Origin of the sequence: Campylobacter sp. BCW_4323 (genome assembly GCF_001763115.1) — a bacterium.
GTDB classification, from domain to species: Bacteria; Campylobacterota; Campylobacteria; order Campylobacterales; family Campylobacteraceae; genus Campylobacter_D; species Campylobacter_D jejuni.
Genome location: NZ_MJYC01000064.1, coordinates 75,098 through 91,516, shown reverse-complemented (window position 1 = coordinate 91,516; position 16,419 = coordinate 75,098). Strand labels below are relative to the sequence as shown.

The 16,419-nt window shown below is 30.2% G+C and carries 12 protein-coding genes and 3 pseudogenes; 10 read left to right on the top strand and 5 right to left on the bottom strand.

Annotation, left to right across the window (positions count from 1 at the left end; genetic code table 11):
• Window position 1 precedes the first annotated feature (1 nt).
• The 6 genes from tupC (at window position 2) to AJN60_RS06280 (ending at window position 6,915) form a co-directional block, all read left to right on the top strand.
• Window positions 2-997 carry a tungstate ABC transporter ATP-binding protein TupC gene (gene tupC, locus AJN60_RS06305; RefSeq protein WP_070286116.1) on the top strand — a complete coding sequence of 332 codons (996 nt, stop codon included), beginning with the start codon at window positions 2-4 and terminating at the stop codon, window positions 995-997.
• Window positions 998-1,134: 137 nt separating this feature from the next.
• A complete protein-coding gene (gene acs, locus AJN60_RS06300; RefSeq protein WP_070286115.1) occupies window positions 1,135-3,108 on the top strand; it encodes an acetate--CoA ligase in 1,974 nt (657 codons plus the stop codon).
• Window positions 3,109-3,195: 87 nt separating this feature from the next.
• Entirely contained in the window at window positions 3,196-4,020 is an 825-nt protein-coding gene (gene galU / locus AJN60_RS06295; protein ID WP_002871129.1) for a UTP--glucose-1-phosphate uridylyltransferase GalU, read from the top strand.
• A complete protein-coding gene (locus AJN60_RS06290; protein WP_070286114.1) occupies window positions 4,014-5,234 on the top strand; it encodes a glucose-6-phosphate isomerase in 1,221 nt (406 codons plus the stop codon). The genes galU and AJN60_RS06290 overlap by 7 nt, the downstream gene beginning before the upstream one ends.
• Window positions 5,235-5,362: 128 nt before the next feature.
• The gene (locus AJN60_RS06285) at window positions 5,363-5,812 is read left to right on the top strand and encodes a Dps family protein (RefSeq protein WP_002851546.1); all 450 of its coding nucleotides are present in this window, start codon (window positions 5,363-5,365) and stop codon (window positions 5,810-5,812) included.
• Between the two features lie 65 nt (window positions 5,813-5,877).
• The gene (locus tag AJN60_RS06280) at window positions 5,878-6,915 is read left to right on the top strand and encodes a DUF4143 domain-containing protein (protein WP_070286113.1); all 1,038 of its coding nucleotides are present in this window, start codon (window positions 5,878-5,880) and stop codon (window positions 6,913-6,915) included.
• On the opposite strand, the gene AJN60_RS06275 is transcribed toward AJN60_RS06280, so the two are convergent.
• The 3 genes from AJN60_RS06275 to coaE are packed head-to-tail and all read right to left on the bottom strand — an operon-like array spanning window position 6,912 to window position 8,969.
• Window positions 6,912-7,643, bottom strand: a complete 732-nt coding sequence (locus AJN60_RS06275) for a glucosaminidase domain-containing protein (RefSeq protein WP_070286112.1) — start codon at window positions 7,641-7,643, stop codon at window positions 6,912-6,914. The genes AJN60_RS06280 and AJN60_RS06275 overlap by 4 nt on opposite strands.
• Window positions 7,618-8,367 carry a diaminopimelate epimerase gene (gene dapF, locus AJN60_RS06270; protein ID WP_070286111.1) on the bottom strand — a complete coding sequence of 250 codons (750 nt, stop codon included), beginning with the start codon at window positions 8,365-8,367 and terminating at the stop codon, window positions 7,618-7,620. Before dapF ends, AJN60_RS06275 begins: the two co-directional genes overlap by 26 nt.
• Window positions 8,364-8,969 carry a dephospho-CoA kinase gene (coaE, locus tag AJN60_RS06265; protein WP_002826882.1) on the bottom strand — a complete coding sequence of 202 codons (606 nt, stop codon included), beginning with the start codon at window positions 8,967-8,969 and terminating at the stop codon, window positions 8,364-8,366. The genes dapF and coaE overlap by 4 nt, the downstream gene beginning before the upstream one ends.
• Before the next feature lie 60 nt (window positions 8,970-9,029).
• Here coaE and purM point away from each other — a divergent pair, with 60 nt between their 5' ends.
• Window positions 9,030-10,019 carry a phosphoribosylformylglycinamidine cyclo-ligase gene (purM, locus tag AJN60_RS06260; protein ID WP_002855427.1) on the top strand — a complete coding sequence of 330 codons (990 nt, stop codon included), beginning with the start codon at window positions 9,030-9,032 and terminating at the stop codon, window positions 10,017-10,019.
• Between the two features lie 20 nt (window positions 10,020-10,039).
• Here purM and dcuC read toward each other — a convergent pair.
• Window positions 10,040-11,488: pseudogene (gene dcuC / locus AJN60_RS06255) on the bottom strand (C4-dicarboxylate transporter DcuC).
• A gap of 203 nt (window positions 11,489-11,691) precedes the next feature.
• Between dcuC and cas9 the strand changes: the two are divergent.
• The 3 genes and pseudogenes from cas9 to AJN60_RS06245 all read left to right on the top strand — a co-directional run bounded on the left by cas9 (window position 11,692) and on the right by AJN60_RS06245 (window position 14,933).
• Window positions 11,692-14,479: pseudogene (gene cas9 / locus AJN60_RS06250) on the top strand (type II CRISPR RNA-guided endonuclease Cas9).
• Window positions 14,476-14,749 (top strand): annotated as a pseudogene (locus tag AJN60_RS09395) (type II CRISPR-associated endonuclease Cas1); the annotation flags it as partial. The pseudogenes cas9 and AJN60_RS09395, both read left to right, overlap by 4 nt.
• A complete protein-coding gene (locus AJN60_RS06245; protein ID WP_186820467.1) occupies window positions 14,709-14,933 on the top strand; it encodes a hypothetical protein in 225 nt (74 codons plus the stop codon). The pseudogene AJN60_RS09395 and the gene AJN60_RS06245, both read left to right, overlap by 41 nt.
• A 292-nt stretch (window positions 14,934-15,225) precedes the next feature.
• Here AJN60_RS06245 and AJN60_RS06240 read toward each other — a convergent pair whose 3' ends face one another.
• Window positions 15,226-16,416 (bottom strand): molybdopterin molybdotransferase MoeA, encoded by a 1,191-nt coding sequence (locus AJN60_RS06240; protein ID WP_070286110.1) that lies wholly within the window; start codon window positions 16,414-16,416, stop codon window positions 15,226-15,228.
• Between the last annotated feature and the right edge of the window lie 3 nt (window positions 16,417-16,419).

The window sequence follows — 16,419 nt, the reverse complement described above, 5'->3', positions numbered from 1 at the left end:
AATGATAGAAATTTCTAATCTTTTTTTCAACTATCAAAACAAAGAAGTTTTAAAAATTAAAAATTTAAAACTTGATACTAGTAAAATTAGCATTTTAATGGGATCGAATGGAAGTGGAAAATCTACATTTTTAAGAGTATTAAAATTTTTAGAAGGAGATTTTTCAAAAAATATTTCTTATTTTGGAAATTTTAAACTTAATAATAAACAAAAGCGTGAAATTTATTTGCTTTTTCCAGAGCCTATTTTGTTAAATCGTAGCGTAAGGGCAAATTTTTTATTTACTTTAAAAACTTATGGGATTAAAGAAGATATCGAAGAACGTATAAAAGAAAGTTTGATGTTTTTAAATTTAGATGAAAGTCTTTTAAGTAAATATCCTAATGAACTTTCATCAGGACAAAGTCAAAAAATAGCTTTTGCTATAGCTTTAAGCGTAAGAGCGAAGTATTATTTACTTGATGAACCGAGTGCTTTTTTGGATAAAAATACTACGCTTTTATTTAAAAAAGCTATTCTTAAAATGCACGAAAATTTCAATACAGGTTTTTTAATCGCAAGTCATGATAAACATTTTTTAGATTCTTTGGCTCAAAAAAAACTTTATTTACACAGTGGAGAAATTTTAGAATTTGAAAATACTAATGTTTTTGAGCTAGAAAATCAAGGTGTGAAATTTTGTAATTTTATAGATTTTAGTAATTGTAAAAAATATAAAGATTTTAAAAAACCTCCAAGTAAAATTGCAATTGATCCTTATAAAATTTCTTTTTTTAATTCTAAAAATATCCCAAAAAATAATTATGAGTTTATTTTAGAAAAATGTTATATTATAGCACTTAGAAGTAGGAAAAGTGATGTTTTTATAAGGGTAAGTTGTAAAGATAAAATTTTAGAATTTGCCTTAGAAAAACAAGAATTTTTAAAATTCGATTTAAAATTATACGAAGAACTCAGCATTTATTTTTATGAAGATGCAATATGTTTCTTAAATTAACATACATTATAAAATTTAAATAAAATATTACAAATATTCTCATTTTTTATAAAATTTATCTTAATTATTTTTCAAATTTGTATTTAATACAAATAAACTCTTATATAATGTTTAAAAATAACCATAAAGGAGTTTTTATGCTTAATCAAAATAATCAAGAGCTTTTTAAGCCAAGTAAAGAATTTTCTCGTAATGCTCGTATAAAAAATTTATGTGAATACTATGATTTATGCGATGAAGCCAAGGAAGATTTTGAAGGTTTTTGGAAAAGACAAGCACTTGAGAAGATCGAGTGGTTTTCGCCTTTTTCAAGAGTACTAAATGAGGATAAAGCTCCATTTTATAAATGGTTTGAAGGTGGAACTTTAAATGTAAGCTATCAATGTCTTGATCGTCATATGAAAACAAGACGCAATAAAGCTGCTTTGATTTTTGAAGGCGAAATGGGGGATTATGAAGTTTATACTTATAGAAGATTATTGCATGAAACTTGCAAGGCAGCCAATTTGCTTAAAAAATTCGGAGTAAAAAAAGGCGATAGGGTTGTAATTTATATGCCTATGATTCCAGAAACAGCTATAGTAATGTTAGCTTGTGCAAGGATTGGGGCTATTCATAGTGTGGTATTTGGAGGGTTTTCTCCTGAAGCCTTAAGAGATAGAATTATAGATGCAGGAGCTAAACTTGTAGTAACGGCTGATGGTGCTTTTCGTCGTGGCAAACCTTATATGTTAAAACCTGCAGTAGATAAGGCTTTAAATGAAGGGTGTGAAAGTGTAGAAAAAGTACTTATAGTTATACGCAATAATGAGCCTATAGAATATATTAAAGGAAGGGACTATGTTTATAACGAACTTGTGAAAAATGAGTCTTATAAGTGTGAACCCGAAATCATGGATAGCGAGGATTTGTTGTTTTTGCTTTACACTTCAGGATCAACGGGCAAGCCAAAAGGAGTTATGCATGCAAGTGCAGGATATATACTTTGGGCGCAAATGACTATGGAATGGGTTTTTGATATTAAAGATTATGATAATTATTGGTGTAGTGCTGATGTGGGTTGGATTACAGGACATACTTATGTAGTTTATGGGCCTTTAGCATGTGGAGCAACGACTATAATGCATGAAGGAACTCCTACTTATCCAAATTCTGGGCGTTGGTGGAGAATGATAGAAGAGTATCAAATAAGCAAATTCTACACTTCGCCAACTGCCATAAGAATGCTTCATGCTGATGCGCCTGATGAGCCAAGAAAATATGATTTAAGTACGCTTGAAGTGCTTGGAACGGTTGGAGAGCCTATAAATCCTAGTGCTTGGAAGTGGTTTTATGATGAAATAGGGGGAGCTAAAAGTCCTATAGTTGATACTTGGTGGCAAACAGAAACAGGTGGACATATGATCACGCCTTTACCAGGCGCTATTCCTTTAAAACCAGGTTGTGCCACCTTGCCTTTACCAGGAATTTTTGCAGAAGTTATTGATGAAGAAGGCAATAAAAAAGATGAAGGTGAAGATGGATTGCTTTGTATAACTAAACCCTGGCCTTCGATGATTCGTGGAATTTGGGGTAATGATGAACGTTATATAGAAAGTTATTTTTCTCAAGCTAAAAAAGATGGAAAAGCTGTATATTTTAGTGGCGATGGTGCTTTTTACGATAAAAATGGTTATATTACCATCACAGGAAGAACAGATGATGTGGTTAATGTTGCAGGACATCGTATAGGAACGGCTGAAATTGAAAGCGCTATTGCTAAACATCCAAGTGTAGCAGAATCAGCTGTAGTGAGTATTTTGGATGCGATTAAGGGCGAGTCACTGTTTGCTTTTGTGGTTTTAAGTCCTGCATCCAGTTGTGATCTTGGCGGAGCTATAGAAACTTTAAAAGAACTTAATGACATTTTAAGAGTAGAGATAGGACCTATAGCTAAAATAGAAAAAATTCTTTATACTCCAGGTTTGCCAAAAACTAGAAGTGGTAAAATAATGAGAAGAATTTTAAGAACTATAGCAAGAGGTGAAGAAATCAAACAAGATATTTCAACACTTGAAGATTCTGGAGTAGTAGAAACCATTGTTAAATTGGCTAAGGCCGAGTTTGAATAACCAAGGTAAAAAGAACTTTGCCTTGTTTTGTTGCATAAAAATTCATAAAAATAAGCTATAATGATAAAAAAATAAAAGGAAATTTTTATGCTTCAAACTTGTATTTTCCCTGCGGCAGGTTATGGGACGAGATTTTTACCTGCAACAAAAACTTTACCTAAAGAGATGTTGCCTATCTTAACTAAACCTTTGATCCATTATGGGGTTGATGAAGCTTTGGAAGCAGGAATGGAAAATATGGGCTTTGTCACAGGGCGTGGAAAAAGAGCTTTAGAAGATTATTTTGATATTTCTTATGAACTTGAGCATCAAATTTCAGGTACAAAAAAAGAATACTTACTTGATGAAATTCGTTCTTTAATCAATCGTTGTACCTTTACTTTTACAAGACAAAATCAAATGAAAGGTTTAGGTGATGCGGTTTTAAAAGGTAAACCTTTAGTTGGCGATGAAGCTTTTGGCGTAATTTTAGCCGATGATTTGTGTGTTAATGAAGAAGGCTTAAATGTTATGGCTCAAATGGTAAAAATTTATGAAAAATATCGCTGCACCATCATAGCTGTGATGGAGGTACCAAAAGAACAAGTTTCAAATTATGGAGTAATTTCTGGAAATTTTGTAGAAGAAAATCTTATTATGGTTAATTCTATGATAGAAAAACCAAGTCCTGATGAAGCTCCAAGTAATCTTGCTATCATAGGAAGATATATTTTAACTCCTGATATTTTTGGAATTTTAGAAAATACTAAAGCAGGAAAAAATGGCGAAATTCAACTTACCGACGCGCTTTTAACTCAAGCAACCAATGGTATGGTTTTAGCTTATAAATTTCAAGGAAAACGCTTTGATTGTGGAAGTGTAGAAGGCTTTGTAGAGGCGACAAATTATTTTTACGAGAAAAGTAAATGTTAAACAATACACTTTTTTTTAAACAAAGTGAAATTCACACTATAAGCTCTTATGCAAATCGTATTAATGATGAGGTAAAAAGTGGAGATATAGGGTATTATCATCTTATTGACACGAGCTTAAGCCTGATTGATGAGAGTTTGGCTTTTATCAAAGACAAAGAACACATAAAAAATATTGTTTTAGTGGGAATGGGAGGTTCAAGTTGTGGTGTAAAAGCCTTGCGCGATATGCTTTTTAATGAAAAAAGTAACCAAAGAGAGCTTTTTATACTCGATAACACAAGCTCACATTCTTTTAATAAGACTTTGGAAAAAATCAAGCTTGAAGAAAGTTTGTTTTTAATCATCAGTAAAACAGGTAGCACTATAGAAGTCGTATCACTTTTTAAACTTCTTATTGAACATTTTAAACTTGATATGCAAGAATTAAAAAAATACTTTGTTTTTATTACTGATAAGGATTCAAAACTTCATAAAGAAGGTGAAAATTTAGCTATTAAATGCTTTTTTATCCCTGCAAATGTAGGAGGTCGTTTTAGCATACTTTCAGCCGTGGGTATAGTTCCGCTTTGTTTTTGTGGCTATAATGCCAAAGCTCTTTTAGAAGGAGCTAAAGCTTGTTTTGAAAATTTTTTTACTCGCAAAAAAGATGAAATTTTACAAAAAGCCTATCATTATTGTACACACAAAAATGCCAATATCAATGTGCTTTTTTCATATAGTGATGCTTTTAAAGGCTTTAATGAATGGTATATCCAGCTTATTGCTGAAAGTTTAGGTAAAAAGCAAGGCTATAAACGCATAGGTTTAACTCCTGTTGCACTTATTGGAGCAAGAGATCAGCATAGTTTTTTACAACTCATCATGGATGGACCTAAAAATAAAACTGTAACTTTTTTAAAAATCAAAGACGCTCAAAAAGCACCTATTATCCCTGATATTCATTTTAAATTTTTAGATTCTTTAAGTAATAAAGTCAATCTTCACGAACTTTTAAACGCTCAATGTGATGCAACTATGCATGCTTTAATCGCCGAAAATTTGAGTGTTGATGTGATAGAACTTGAAAAACTTGACGCTTGGCATGCGGGATATTTGATGTATTATTATGAACTTTTTACTTCAACTTGCGGTGTTATGCTAGGGATTAACACTTATGATCAACCTGGTGTGGAAGTTGGAAAGTTGATCTTAAAAAATATATTAAATTCTTAATCAAAATTCATTAAAAAAAGAGTATAATGATTTTAAGTTAAAATTATAATAAAAATTTTTAATTAATAATAATTATTATTTAAGAATTTTATGCTATAATTTTAAAAATCAAAAAAAAGGAGTCAATCATGTCAGTTACAAAACAATTATTACAAATGCAAGCAGATGCCCATCATCTATGGGTTAAATTTCATAATTATCACTGGAATGTAAAAGGTTTGCAATTTTTTTCTATACACGAGTACACAGAAAAAGCTTATGAAGAAATGGCAGAACTTTTTGATAGTTGTGCTGAAAGAGTTCTGCAACTTGGCGAAAAAGCTATCACTTGCCAAAAAGTTTTAATGGAAAATGCAAAAAGTCCAAAAGTTGCAAAAGATTGCTTTACTCCGCTTGAAGTCATAGAACTGATCAAACAAGATTATGAATATCTTTTAGCAGAATTTAAAAAACTCAATGAAGCAGCAGAAAAAGAAAGTGATACCACAACAGCTGCTTTTGCGCAAGAAAATATCGCAAAATATGAAAAAAGTCTTTGGATGATAGGCGCTACTTTACAAGGTGCTTGCAAAATGTAATTTAAGGGGCTTTATGCCCCAATTATACTAACTAGGTTATAATATCCTTTTTTTAAAGGATAAAATTGAAAGTACTTAATTTTTTTTATGAAAACCATCCTAAATTTGAAGCAAGTTATGAAAGAAAAATTCAAATTTCAAAACTAAATATTATCATAAAAGGCCCACGATTTTGTGGTAAAAAAACGCTTATTTTTAATTTTTTATCTCAATTTAAAGCAAGTGAAATTTTGTTTTTAGATTTATATGATACACGTTTTGAAAAACAAAGTTTAGAAAGACTTTCTGATTTTCTGAATGAAAATTTACAAATTAAAATTCTTTGCCTTTATAATTTGGATTTTATTCCTAATTTAGAAAAAATTAAAATTCCCATCATCTTAAGTACAAATATAAAAGATTTAAATGTAAATGGGTTTGAAGAACTTGAACTTGATTATTTTGATTTTGAAGAATTTATTAGTGTAAGTAAGAAAAATTTACCTATAAATAATTTAGTAGGTCTTTTTTTGCAAAGTGGACGGAGTAAATTTGGAGAAAAAAACATACTTTTAAGACAAAGCTTTACTCTTTTAGAATTAGAAATTTTAAAGTATTTAGCTTTAAATTTGGGTCAGCAAATCAGTATTTCTAAGATATTTATAGAACTCAAAAAAAGATTAAAAACTTCAAAAGATAGTGTTTATCAAGCTATAAAAAAATTAGAAAATACTTATGTGATTTATACTTTAAAACATGATGAAAAAAAACTTCAAAAGATTTATTTTAAAGATTTTGGCCTAAGAAATAATCTTTGTATTTCAAAGGATTTTTCACATTTATTTGAAAATTTAGTTTTAAGCGAGCTGTTTAAATTTAAAGAAGAATTTTTTTATAACAAATACTTTAACTTTTATAGCCAAATATCTAAAATTGCTTATATTTCAAGTCCAACTTTAGATATTGATTTGATCAAGCTACGTGCTAAGAAAATTTTACCAAAGGCTTTAGAACTTGGAATTTTTCATGTGATTTTTATTACTCTTTCAAGCGAGGATAGTTTTTTTGAGCAAGGGGTTAAATTTGAAATCATATCTTTTGATAAATTTTCACTTGGATTTTAGGCGTTGTTTGATTTTGTATCGTATTTTTCAAGGTTGTATCGTTTGATGATTTTTGTAATAAGATTGATATAATATCCCTTGTGTTCAGAATAAGAATCTAAAGTTTTAATAGCCTCTAGCCCTGTTATCTCTTTGCCTTCGCTTTCAAATTTAGCTCTTGCATCGCGAAACTTTTCATAAGCAAAATGACGATTTAAATTTAAAACATAAGAGTCAACACTATCTTGCAGACTATCAAAAATTTTAATTTTGTGTTTTTTATCTGGATGTCTTAAATCAGGAATTAAACCTTTCTCACCCCAAGTCCATTCTCCAAAAAGATTGTTTGCTTCTCTTGCGAAGCGACTGGTACCTGTAGCACTTTCAACTAAAGCTTGGGCTATACCCATGGATTTTGGAATTTTTTGAATACGTTTTTTATATTCTGCAAAATCATAAAGATTTCCAATGCGATATTTGTTTTTTATCGTGATAAGTTTTTCAAGATTTGTTTGGTTTGAAGTCCTAAAGCCTGTTTTGTAAGCATCTTTAAAAAAGGCTTCGATAAAGGATCTTTCTTGTTCAATTTTTTTAAAGCTTTGATCAAACATTTCATTCATTTTTATAAAAAAAATTTGTCTTTTTTGATCTATATCAAGTTTGTAATATTCTTCTCCAAATCCACTCTTTAGATCATCAGCAAAAAGTGGGATTAGAAAAAGACTAAGAAAAATTATAATTGGCTTCAAAACAATACTTTACCTTTCCTTCAAAAAACAATTCTTCATTTTTATATGTAAACCCCACTTCTTCACCACCTTTAGGAGTTATTTTAACTTTATTTTGTACTTTTTTATTTAAAAATGCCAGATAAAAACAAGCCCCCATTCCTGTGCCACAAGCTAAGGTTTCATCTTCAACTCCGCGTTCATAGGTGCGAACTTTTAAATGATTTTCATCTAAAATTTTTACAAAATTAACATTGGCATTATATTTTTGTCTCATTTTTTGACAAAGCATTGTATCAAATTCATCTAAATTTTGACAAAAATGTACTAGATGTGGAACTCCAGTGTCGCAAAGTTGCCAAGTTTTTCCTAATTCTTCAAAAGTATTTTGCACGCTTTTTATTTTGCCTAAAGATACTTCAACTTTATCTTGATTTACCTTTGCTTTTATTACTCCTGCACCGGTTAAAAAACTCATGTTACGATTTATTTTGTTAATATGATGTGCAAAATGTGCCGCAGCCCTTGAGCCATTGCCACACATAGCAGCCCTTGAGCCATCGTTATTATAAAATTCCCATTCAAAGTCGTATTTTTCATGAGGTAATATCACGATAAAGCCATCCGCACCTATACCCTCATAACGATTACAAAGTTCTTTAGCTAAAGCACTTCTATCTTCTTTTCTATCAGCATTTGTTATGACAAAATCATTCCCACTTGCACAATATTTATAAAATTTCACATTTTTCCTTTAGAAATTTCTTGTATTACTTTAACACATTCTTGCCTAAAATCGGCATAAGAATTAGTATTTTTAATGATAAAATCTGCTTTTTTAAGTTTTTCTTCAATATCTATTTGAGAATCAAGTCTTGCTTTTGCAGCTTCTAAGCTGAGCTTATCTCTTTGCATAATTCTTTTAAGGCTTAATTCTTTAGGTGTGTAAATTACAATGACTTTGCCTAAATTTTCATAAGCACCGCTTTCAAAAAAAAGAGGAATTTCTACAAAAAAAGCTTTATTTTCCTTATCTAGAATTTGCATTTGTTCTAAAATTTTAGCTCGAATTTTAGGATGAGTGAAATTTTCTAAGATTTTTTTAGCTTCTTTATTGTTAAAAACAATTTCTCCAAGGATTTTTCTATCGATTTTCTTTTCTTTTGTGAGCAAATTTTTTAAGCTAAAGGGAGAAAAAATCTTTTCAAGTTCTAAAGCATTTTCATCTAAAATTTTATGAGCGATTTTGTCTGCGCTAATGCTTTTAAAGCCTAAAGAATTCGCTATTTCTATAAAAGTGCTTTTACCACAAGCAATTGAAGCGGTTACAAAAAAAGCATTTTTCATCTTATGCCTTATTAAAACTTTTTTCGTTAAAATACCTTTTTAGTTCTTAAAGGAAAATAAATGAAAATTTCATATGAAGATGCGGGCGTAAGTATAGATAATGGAAATGCCTTTGTAGAGGCTATAAAACCTTTGGTTAAAGAAACTTTTAATGATAATGTTGTAGGTGGAATTGGTTCTTTTGCTGGTGCTTTTAGAATGCCAAGTGGTTTTAAAAAGCCTGTGATTTTAGGTGCAACAGATGGGGTTGGTACCAAGCTTCGCTTGGCAATTGATGCTAAAAAATATGATACTATAGGGCAAGATTTAGTAGCAATGTGTGTGAATGATTTGATTTGTAATTTTGCTACGCCTTTGTTTTTCCTAGATTATTATGCTACAGCCAAGCTTGAAGTAGAAGTAGCAAAGGCTGTTGTATCAGGCATTGCCAAGGGATGTAAGATGGCAAATTGTGCATTAATTGGCGGAGAAACTGCTGAAATGCCTGGAATGTATGCAAAAGATGATTTTGACCTTGCGGGTTTTGCTGTGGGTATGGCTGAAGAAGATGAGATCGATAGAAGTAAATTTGTTAAAAATGGTGATATTTTATTGGCACTTCCTAGTTCAGGACTTCATTCAAATGGTTATTCTTTAGCTAGAAAAGTACTTTTTGAAAGTTTAAAATTAAAATTTGATGACAAGATAGAGGGTAAAAATTTAATTGATATTTTGTTAGAACCTACAAGGATTTATGTGCGTGATTTTCTTACACTAAAGCCTTATATCAGTGCTTTAGCTCATATTACAGGGGGTGGTTTAGTAGAAAATTTACCACGCGTTTTACCTCGTGGTATGGGTGCAACTATACGCAAACATCATCTTAAAACTCCTGAAATTTTTTATACTATAGGACAGGCTGTAGAAGAAAGCGAAATGTATAGAAGCTTTAACATGGGAGTGGGTTTAGTAATGGTTGTAGATCCTTCTAATGTAAGTAAGGTTTTAGAAAATTCAGATGCCTTTATTATCGGCGAAATTTGCATTAATGAAGGTATTGTTTTAGAATGAAAATAAAGCGTTAATACGCTTTATTTGTGTATTTTAAATTCTATTTTTGTAGCGTTTTGCTCTTTTGGCAAAGGATTGGTTTGTGCTAGATAAAAGGCTACAAGTACATTTACAAGCATAGCGATAAGTAAAAGAGGAGTGGTTCGTTTTATAATATCCATTGGAGCTACTTTTGCAAATCCAGCTAAAGCTATGATTCCGCCTGCTATTGGTGAAGCTGCACGACCTAAACAAGATGCAATTTCTATAGGTAAAACTAGAGTAATAGGTGTAACGCCTAATTTTGTAGCTATATCAGGAGCTAGTTTTCCAAAAGCATTAAAAGCAGCAATTCCACTTCCCATAATCACTGTGGCAAAATAAACTAAAAAGCTTAAAATAGCTATACTCAAAAGAATTCCAAACCATGCAAAATTTCCTATTCCAAGATTTGAAACCGCGTTAGCAAGGATATTAACTCCACCAAGTGCTTTAATGCCTTCAGCAAATACTCCAGCAGCGATGATTATGCTTACGACTGAGATAAAAATTTCAGCCATAGCTTTTAAAATCACCATCATATCTTCGCCTAATTTTCTAGCATTTCTGTGTCTTGCAAATTCAACAAGAAAAACTAAAGAAATACTTACAAAATTTGCTGTCACAACATCGAGCTTGATAGTAAAAAAATACGCTGTAAATAAAAATACAACAGGTAACCAAGGAAAGAGTATGTAAAAAGTGGGACATTTAGGATCAATGATTTGCGGAATTTCAACTTCATCATTTAAAACACCTTTTTCTTTATCTCTTTTATCAATCCAAGCAAAATAAAAAGGAATCAAGATGGCAATAACTACAACATAGGCAATCACACTATAAATTTGGTAATTTAAAAAAAGCCCTACGACATTATCACTTTTCCTACCATATCTGCCATATTGATTGAATTTCCATCTTTTGGACCATAATCAAGTGCAATTAAAGAAAGCACGCATACAGCTGTAATAGGACGGATTTTAAGTGAGATTAAAACAGGATAAATACATGCTAACAAAAGCAAAAGCAATCCAGCATAGCTAGAAATGACAATTTTTAAAGCCATTCCAACAACAAAAGTTCCACTTAAAATCAAGTATTTATTTTTTTTCTAAGGGTTTATTTGCTAAAAAAGCAAGTTTTGCCGAAGCATTGATATGTTTCATATAAGCAGCAAAACCTGCCACACTCATGATAATAAGTCCTACTCCAGAAAGCTGGCTTTTAAAAGTTGCTGTGATAAAAGCATAGCTATCAAGTAAAACATTCAAAAAGCTTGCATATTCTCTGCTTGGGGCTTTTGGTATAGGTGTTCCTGTGATGTAAAAAGCAAAAATAAGCAAGATAATACCTGAAAGAAAAAATACAAAAATGGGATTGTATTTTTTGAGTATATAATAAGCAACGACAATTACCGCTAAAAGTGTAGAACATATCATAAAAATTGGCATGATTTCTCCTGAATTTACAGCTTATGAATTTAATTTTAGCTAAATTTTTAAATAAAAAATATTTTTTATTTAAAAATTACGTATTTTTTGTATTGCAAAATTAACATATGTATAGTTTGGTTACTGAAAAATTTATATTTGCATAAAAAATGATTTTTGTATTATAATTATAAATAAATCATAAATGTCACAAAGGATTTAGTATAGCAAGAATTTTGGCATTTGATATAGGTATAAGCTCTATTGGCTGGGCATTTAGCGAAAATGATGAGTTAAAAGAATGTGGAGCTAGGATTTTTAAAAAGCTGAAAATCCTAAAACAGGAGAATCCTTAGCCTTAGACGCCTTGCAAGAAGTGCTAGAAAACGCCTTGCTAGACGCAAAGCAAGGCTAAATTACTTAAACATTTAATCGCTAAATTACGAAGATTATCAAAGCTTTGATGAGAGTTTAGCTAAGGCTTATAAAGGCTCTTTAATTAGCCCTTATGAGTTAAGATTTAGAGCTTTAAACGAGCTTTTAAGTAAGCAAGATTTTGCACGAGTTATTTTGCATATTGTAAAAAGGCGTGGTTATGATAATATAAAAAATAGCGATAATGAAGAAAAATTAGTAAATTATCAAAGTGTAGGCGAGTATCTTTATAAAGAGTATTTTCAAAAAATCAAAGAAAATTCTAAAGAATTTATAAATGTTAGAAATAAAAAAGAAAGTTATGAACTCTGCATAGTGCAAAGTTTTTTAAAAGATGAATTAAAGCTTATTTTTCAAAAGCAAAGAGAATTTGGCCTTTCTTTTTCAAAAAAATTTGAAGAAGGGGTGCTTAGTGTAGTATTTTATAAAAGGGCTTTAAAGGATTTTTCTCATTTGGTGGAAAATTGTAGTTTTTTACTGATGAAAAAAGAGCGCCAAAAAATTCGCCCTTAGCCTTTATGTTTGTAGTACTTACAAGAATTATCAATCTTTTAAACAATCTTAAAAATACTGAAGGAATTTTATATACAAAAGATGATTTAAACACGCTTTTAAATGAAGTTTTAAAAAACGGCACTCTAACTTATAAACAAACAAAAAAGCTTTTAGTTTTAAGTGATGATTATGAATTTAAAGGAGAAAAAGGAACTTATTTTATTGAGTTTAAAAAATATAAAGAATTTGTAAAAGCCCTAGGTGAGTATAGTTTAAGCCAAGATGATTTAAATGAAATAGCAAAAGTATTACCCTTATAAAAGATGAGATTAAGCTAAAAAGGCTTTAGCAAAATATGATTTAAATCAAAATCAAATTGATAGCTTAAGCAAATTGGAATTTAAAAACCATTTAAATATAAGTTTTAAAGCCTTAAAACTTATCACTCCTTTAATACTTGAAGGTAAAAAATACGATGAAGCTTGCAGTGAACTTAATTTAAAAATAGCAATTAATGAAGATAAAAAAGACTTTTTGCCCGCATTTAATGAAACTTATTACAAAGATGAAGTAACTAATCCTGTGGTTTTAAGGGCGATTAAAGAATATAGAAAGGTTTTAAATGCTTTACTTAAAAAATATGGTAAAGTGCATTGAATTAGCAAGAGAAGTAGATAAAAATCACAACTAAAGAGCTAAAATAGAAAAAGAGCGAAACGAAAACTACAAGGCCAAAAAAGACGCCGAACTTGAATGTGAAAAACTAGGCTTAAAAAAATAGTAAAAATATTTTAAAATTAAGATTATTTAAAGAACAAAAAGAATTTTGTGTTTATAGTGGGGAAAAGATTAAAATTAGTGATTTGCAAGATAAAAAAATGCTTAAAATTGACCATATTTGCTCTTATTCTAGAAGTTTTGATGATTCTTACATGAATAAAGTTTTAGTTTTTACCAAGCAAAATCAAAAAAAACTTAATAAAACCCCCTTTGAAGCCTTTGGCAATGATAGTGCAAAATGGCAGAAAATTGAAGTTTTAGCAAAAAACCTATCTACTAAAAAGCAAAAAAGAATTTTAGATAAAAATTACAAAGACAAAGAGCAAAAAGGCTTTAAAGATAGAAATCTAAACGATACTCGCTACATCGCAAGGCTTGTTTTAAACTACACTAAAGATTATTTAGATTTTTTACCTTTAAGCGATGATGAAAATACAAAATTAAACGATACGCAAAAAAGTCTCAAAAGTACATGTAGAAGCAAAAAGCGGTATGCTAACATCGGCTTTAAGACACACTTGGGGCTTTAGCACTAAGAATAGAAACAATCATCTTCATCACGCCATCAATACAGCAATTATTGCTTATGTAAATAATTCTATCGTAAAGGATTTTTCAGATTTTAAAAAGAGCAAGAAAGCAACACTGCAGAGCTTTATGCAAAAAAATTAGTGAATTAGATTGCAAAAATAAAAGGAATTTTTTGAGCCTTTTAGTGGTTTTAGGCAAAGCTTTTAGATAAAATTGATAAAATTTTTATCTCAAAACCTGAGAGAAAAAAGCCAAGCGGAGCTTTACATGAAGAAACTTTTAGAAGAGAAGAAACATTTTATCAATCATACGACGGAAAAGAAGGAGTTTTAAAAAAGTCCTAGAACTTGGTAAAATCCGTAAAGTAAATGGTAAAATAGTTAAAAATGGTGATATGTTTAGAGTGGATATTTTTAAACACAAAAAGACAAATAAATTTTATGCTGTGTCAATTTATACCATGGATTTTGCTTTTCTTTGTACAAAGATAGTTTGATTTTAATTTAAATTAAAGATATGCAAGAGCCAGAACTTGTTTATTATGAAAGGCTAGATAACTCAAATGTTAGTCTAACTGTTTCAAAACACGATAATAAATTTGAAACGCTAAGCAAAAATGAAAAAATATTGTTTAAAAATGCAAATGAAAAAGAAGTCATTGCAAAAAGCATAAAAATTTAAAATCTAAAAGTATTTGAAAAATATATAGTTTCAGTGCTTGGAGAAGTGACAAAGGCTGAGTTTAGACAAAGAGAAGATTCTAAAAAATGAGTTACGATAAAACTCATAGTATAAATGGTATTTTTACTCCTTTTTTAGGGCATTTTCAAAGTACAAAAATCACAAAAGAGCAAATGAATGAGCTTATAAATTTGGCTAAAAAGCAAGCTTAAATGATAGTAAAATATTGAAGCTGTTGCGGCGGCGCTTTATTTTAAAACTTTATTTGGTGCTTCTTTTTCAAGAGATGAGCTTTGCTTTGAAAATTCTGCTTTAAATTATGGCTATGCAATCATTAGGGCTTGTATTATTAGAGCAATTTGATAAAATGGAGCTTTTGCTTGGTGGTATAGTTTTTAACGAAAAAGTTAATAACGAAACTAATTTAACGCTTTTTGATATAGATAGTCATGGAGAATTTAAATACAAAAATTCAAATAATGAAGAAATACAACTAAATAAAAAACAAGAAAAATACCATCAACAAAATTTATTTGAATTTTAAGCAGTTTTAGAGGATTATAACCTCGTAGAGTCCTGCAAGCTCTTTATTTTAGTCCCTTTTTAATTTCTTATGAGATTATAGCATAATTTTTGCTATTTTTATCAAAAAACCTTGAAATTTTCATTATCTGGTAAATGTGTATTTTACCATAAAGAAATTTAAAAAAGGGTCAAAAACACTAGTGGATTGAAACTCCGCTAGGGCTAATTACTCTACTAAAAGGAGGTTGCAAATTTGAAACTTATTGAAATTTAGGGTTGATTAAAATCGAAATAAAATTATTTAAATAATTTTAAGGCATAAAGATAATATCCACTAAACTTTCATTTTCTAAAATTTCACATTCTTTTGGTACCACCATAAGGGCAGCTTTATTGTTAAGATTGTTTATAATCGCACTAGAGCCTTCTTTCTTACCTTCAAGATTGGCTAAAATGCGTCCATTTTTAAACTCTATATTGCAAGCGACAAATTCCAAATAAGGTGTTTTTTTCTTATAGCTTCCTTGTAAAAAGGCTTTGCAAATATAGTCTTTAGGCTGAAGTAACCAAGAGTTTAAAATCTCTCTTGCATAAAGATTAAACATTACCATAGCCGAGTAAGGAAAACCTGGTAAGGCGATGATGAATTTTTCATTAGCTTTGGCTATTTTGATATGTCTACCTGGTTTTATGTCGGCTTTATCGATGATGATTTCATATTCTTTTACAGCTTTTTTTAAAAAGTCAAAATCCCCCATAGAAACCCCGCCTGTTGTAATCAAAATATCACAACTTTGCAAAGCACTTTCAAGGGTCGAAAAAGTAGCCTTTTCATCATCTTTTAAAAGAGGAAAAACCCTTGTATCGCAATTTAAATTTTTAGCTAAATTAGCTATAGCAATATGATTTGAAGAGCGGATTTGAGCGGGATTTTCTAAGACTTCTCCTAGATCTTTGATCTCACTTCCACTACTTAAAACCCCTACAATAGGCTTTATAAACACACTAATGTGAAAAAATCCAAGTTCAGCCAAAAGAGCTATCTCGCTATAATTTAACCTTGTGCCTTTTTTGAGTAAAATTTCATCTTTTTTATAGTTTTCTCCTACCGCACGCACGGCAAAAGCTTGAGGAACTTTTTTTTCTATAAAAAGAGTATCATTTTCTACGCGTACATTTTCAACAGGGACTAAAGTATCGCTTCCTTCGCTCATGAGTGAGCCTGTAAAGGTTTTTACACAAGTGCCATTTTGCACGCTAAATTGTGGCATAGTGCCCGCAGGTGTGAGGCCTAAAATTTTTAAAGGCTTATCTTGATCTTCAAATTTGATCGCATAACCATCCATAGCCGAAGTTGGAAATTCAGGCTGATTTTTAAGGGCTTTTATGTCTTGAGCTAAAATGCGTCCTAAACACTCTGTAAGAGCTATTTTTTCAATCTTTTCATAAGTTTTAATATGAGAGTGTAAAATTTTTAAACTTTCTTCATAAGACATTAGCATTTT

What these genes read in the sequence shown, in the direction of transcription:
- tupC (WP_070286116.1), top strand. Translation starts at nt 2, where the DNA reads ATGATAGAAATTTCTAATCTTTTTTTCAACTATCAAAACAAAGAAGTT.
- acs (WP_070286115.1), top strand. Translation starts at nt 1,135, where the DNA reads ATGCTTAATCAAAATAATCAAGAGCTTTTTAAGCCAAGTAAAGAATTT.
- galU (WP_002871129.1), top strand. Translation starts at nt 3,196, where the DNA reads ATGCTTCAAACTTGTATTTTCCCTGCGGCAGGTTATGGGACGAGATTT.
- AJN60_RS06290 (WP_070286114.1), top strand. Translation starts at nt 4,014, where the DNA reads ATGTTAAACAATACACTTTTTTTTAAACAAAGTGAAATTCACACTATA.
- AJN60_RS06285 (WP_002851546.1), top strand. Translation starts at nt 5,363, where the DNA reads ATGTCAGTTACAAAACAATTATTACAAATGCAAGCAGATGCCCATCAT.
- coaE (WP_002826882.1), bottom strand. Translation starts at nt 8,969, where the DNA reads ATGAAAAATGCTTTTTTTGTAACCGCTTCAATTGCTTGTGGTAAAAGC.
- purM (WP_002855427.1), top strand. Translation starts at nt 9,030, where the DNA reads ATGAAAATTTCATATGAAGATGCGGGCGTAAGTATAGATAATGGAAAT.
- AJN60_RS06245 (WP_186820467.1), top strand. Translation starts at nt 14,709, where the DNA reads ATGGCTATGCAATCATTAGGGCTTGTATTATTAGAGCAATTTGATAAA.
- AJN60_RS06240 (WP_070286110.1), bottom strand. Translation starts at nt 16,416, where the DNA reads ATGCTAATGTCTTATGAAGAAAGTTTAAAAATTTTACACTCTCATATT.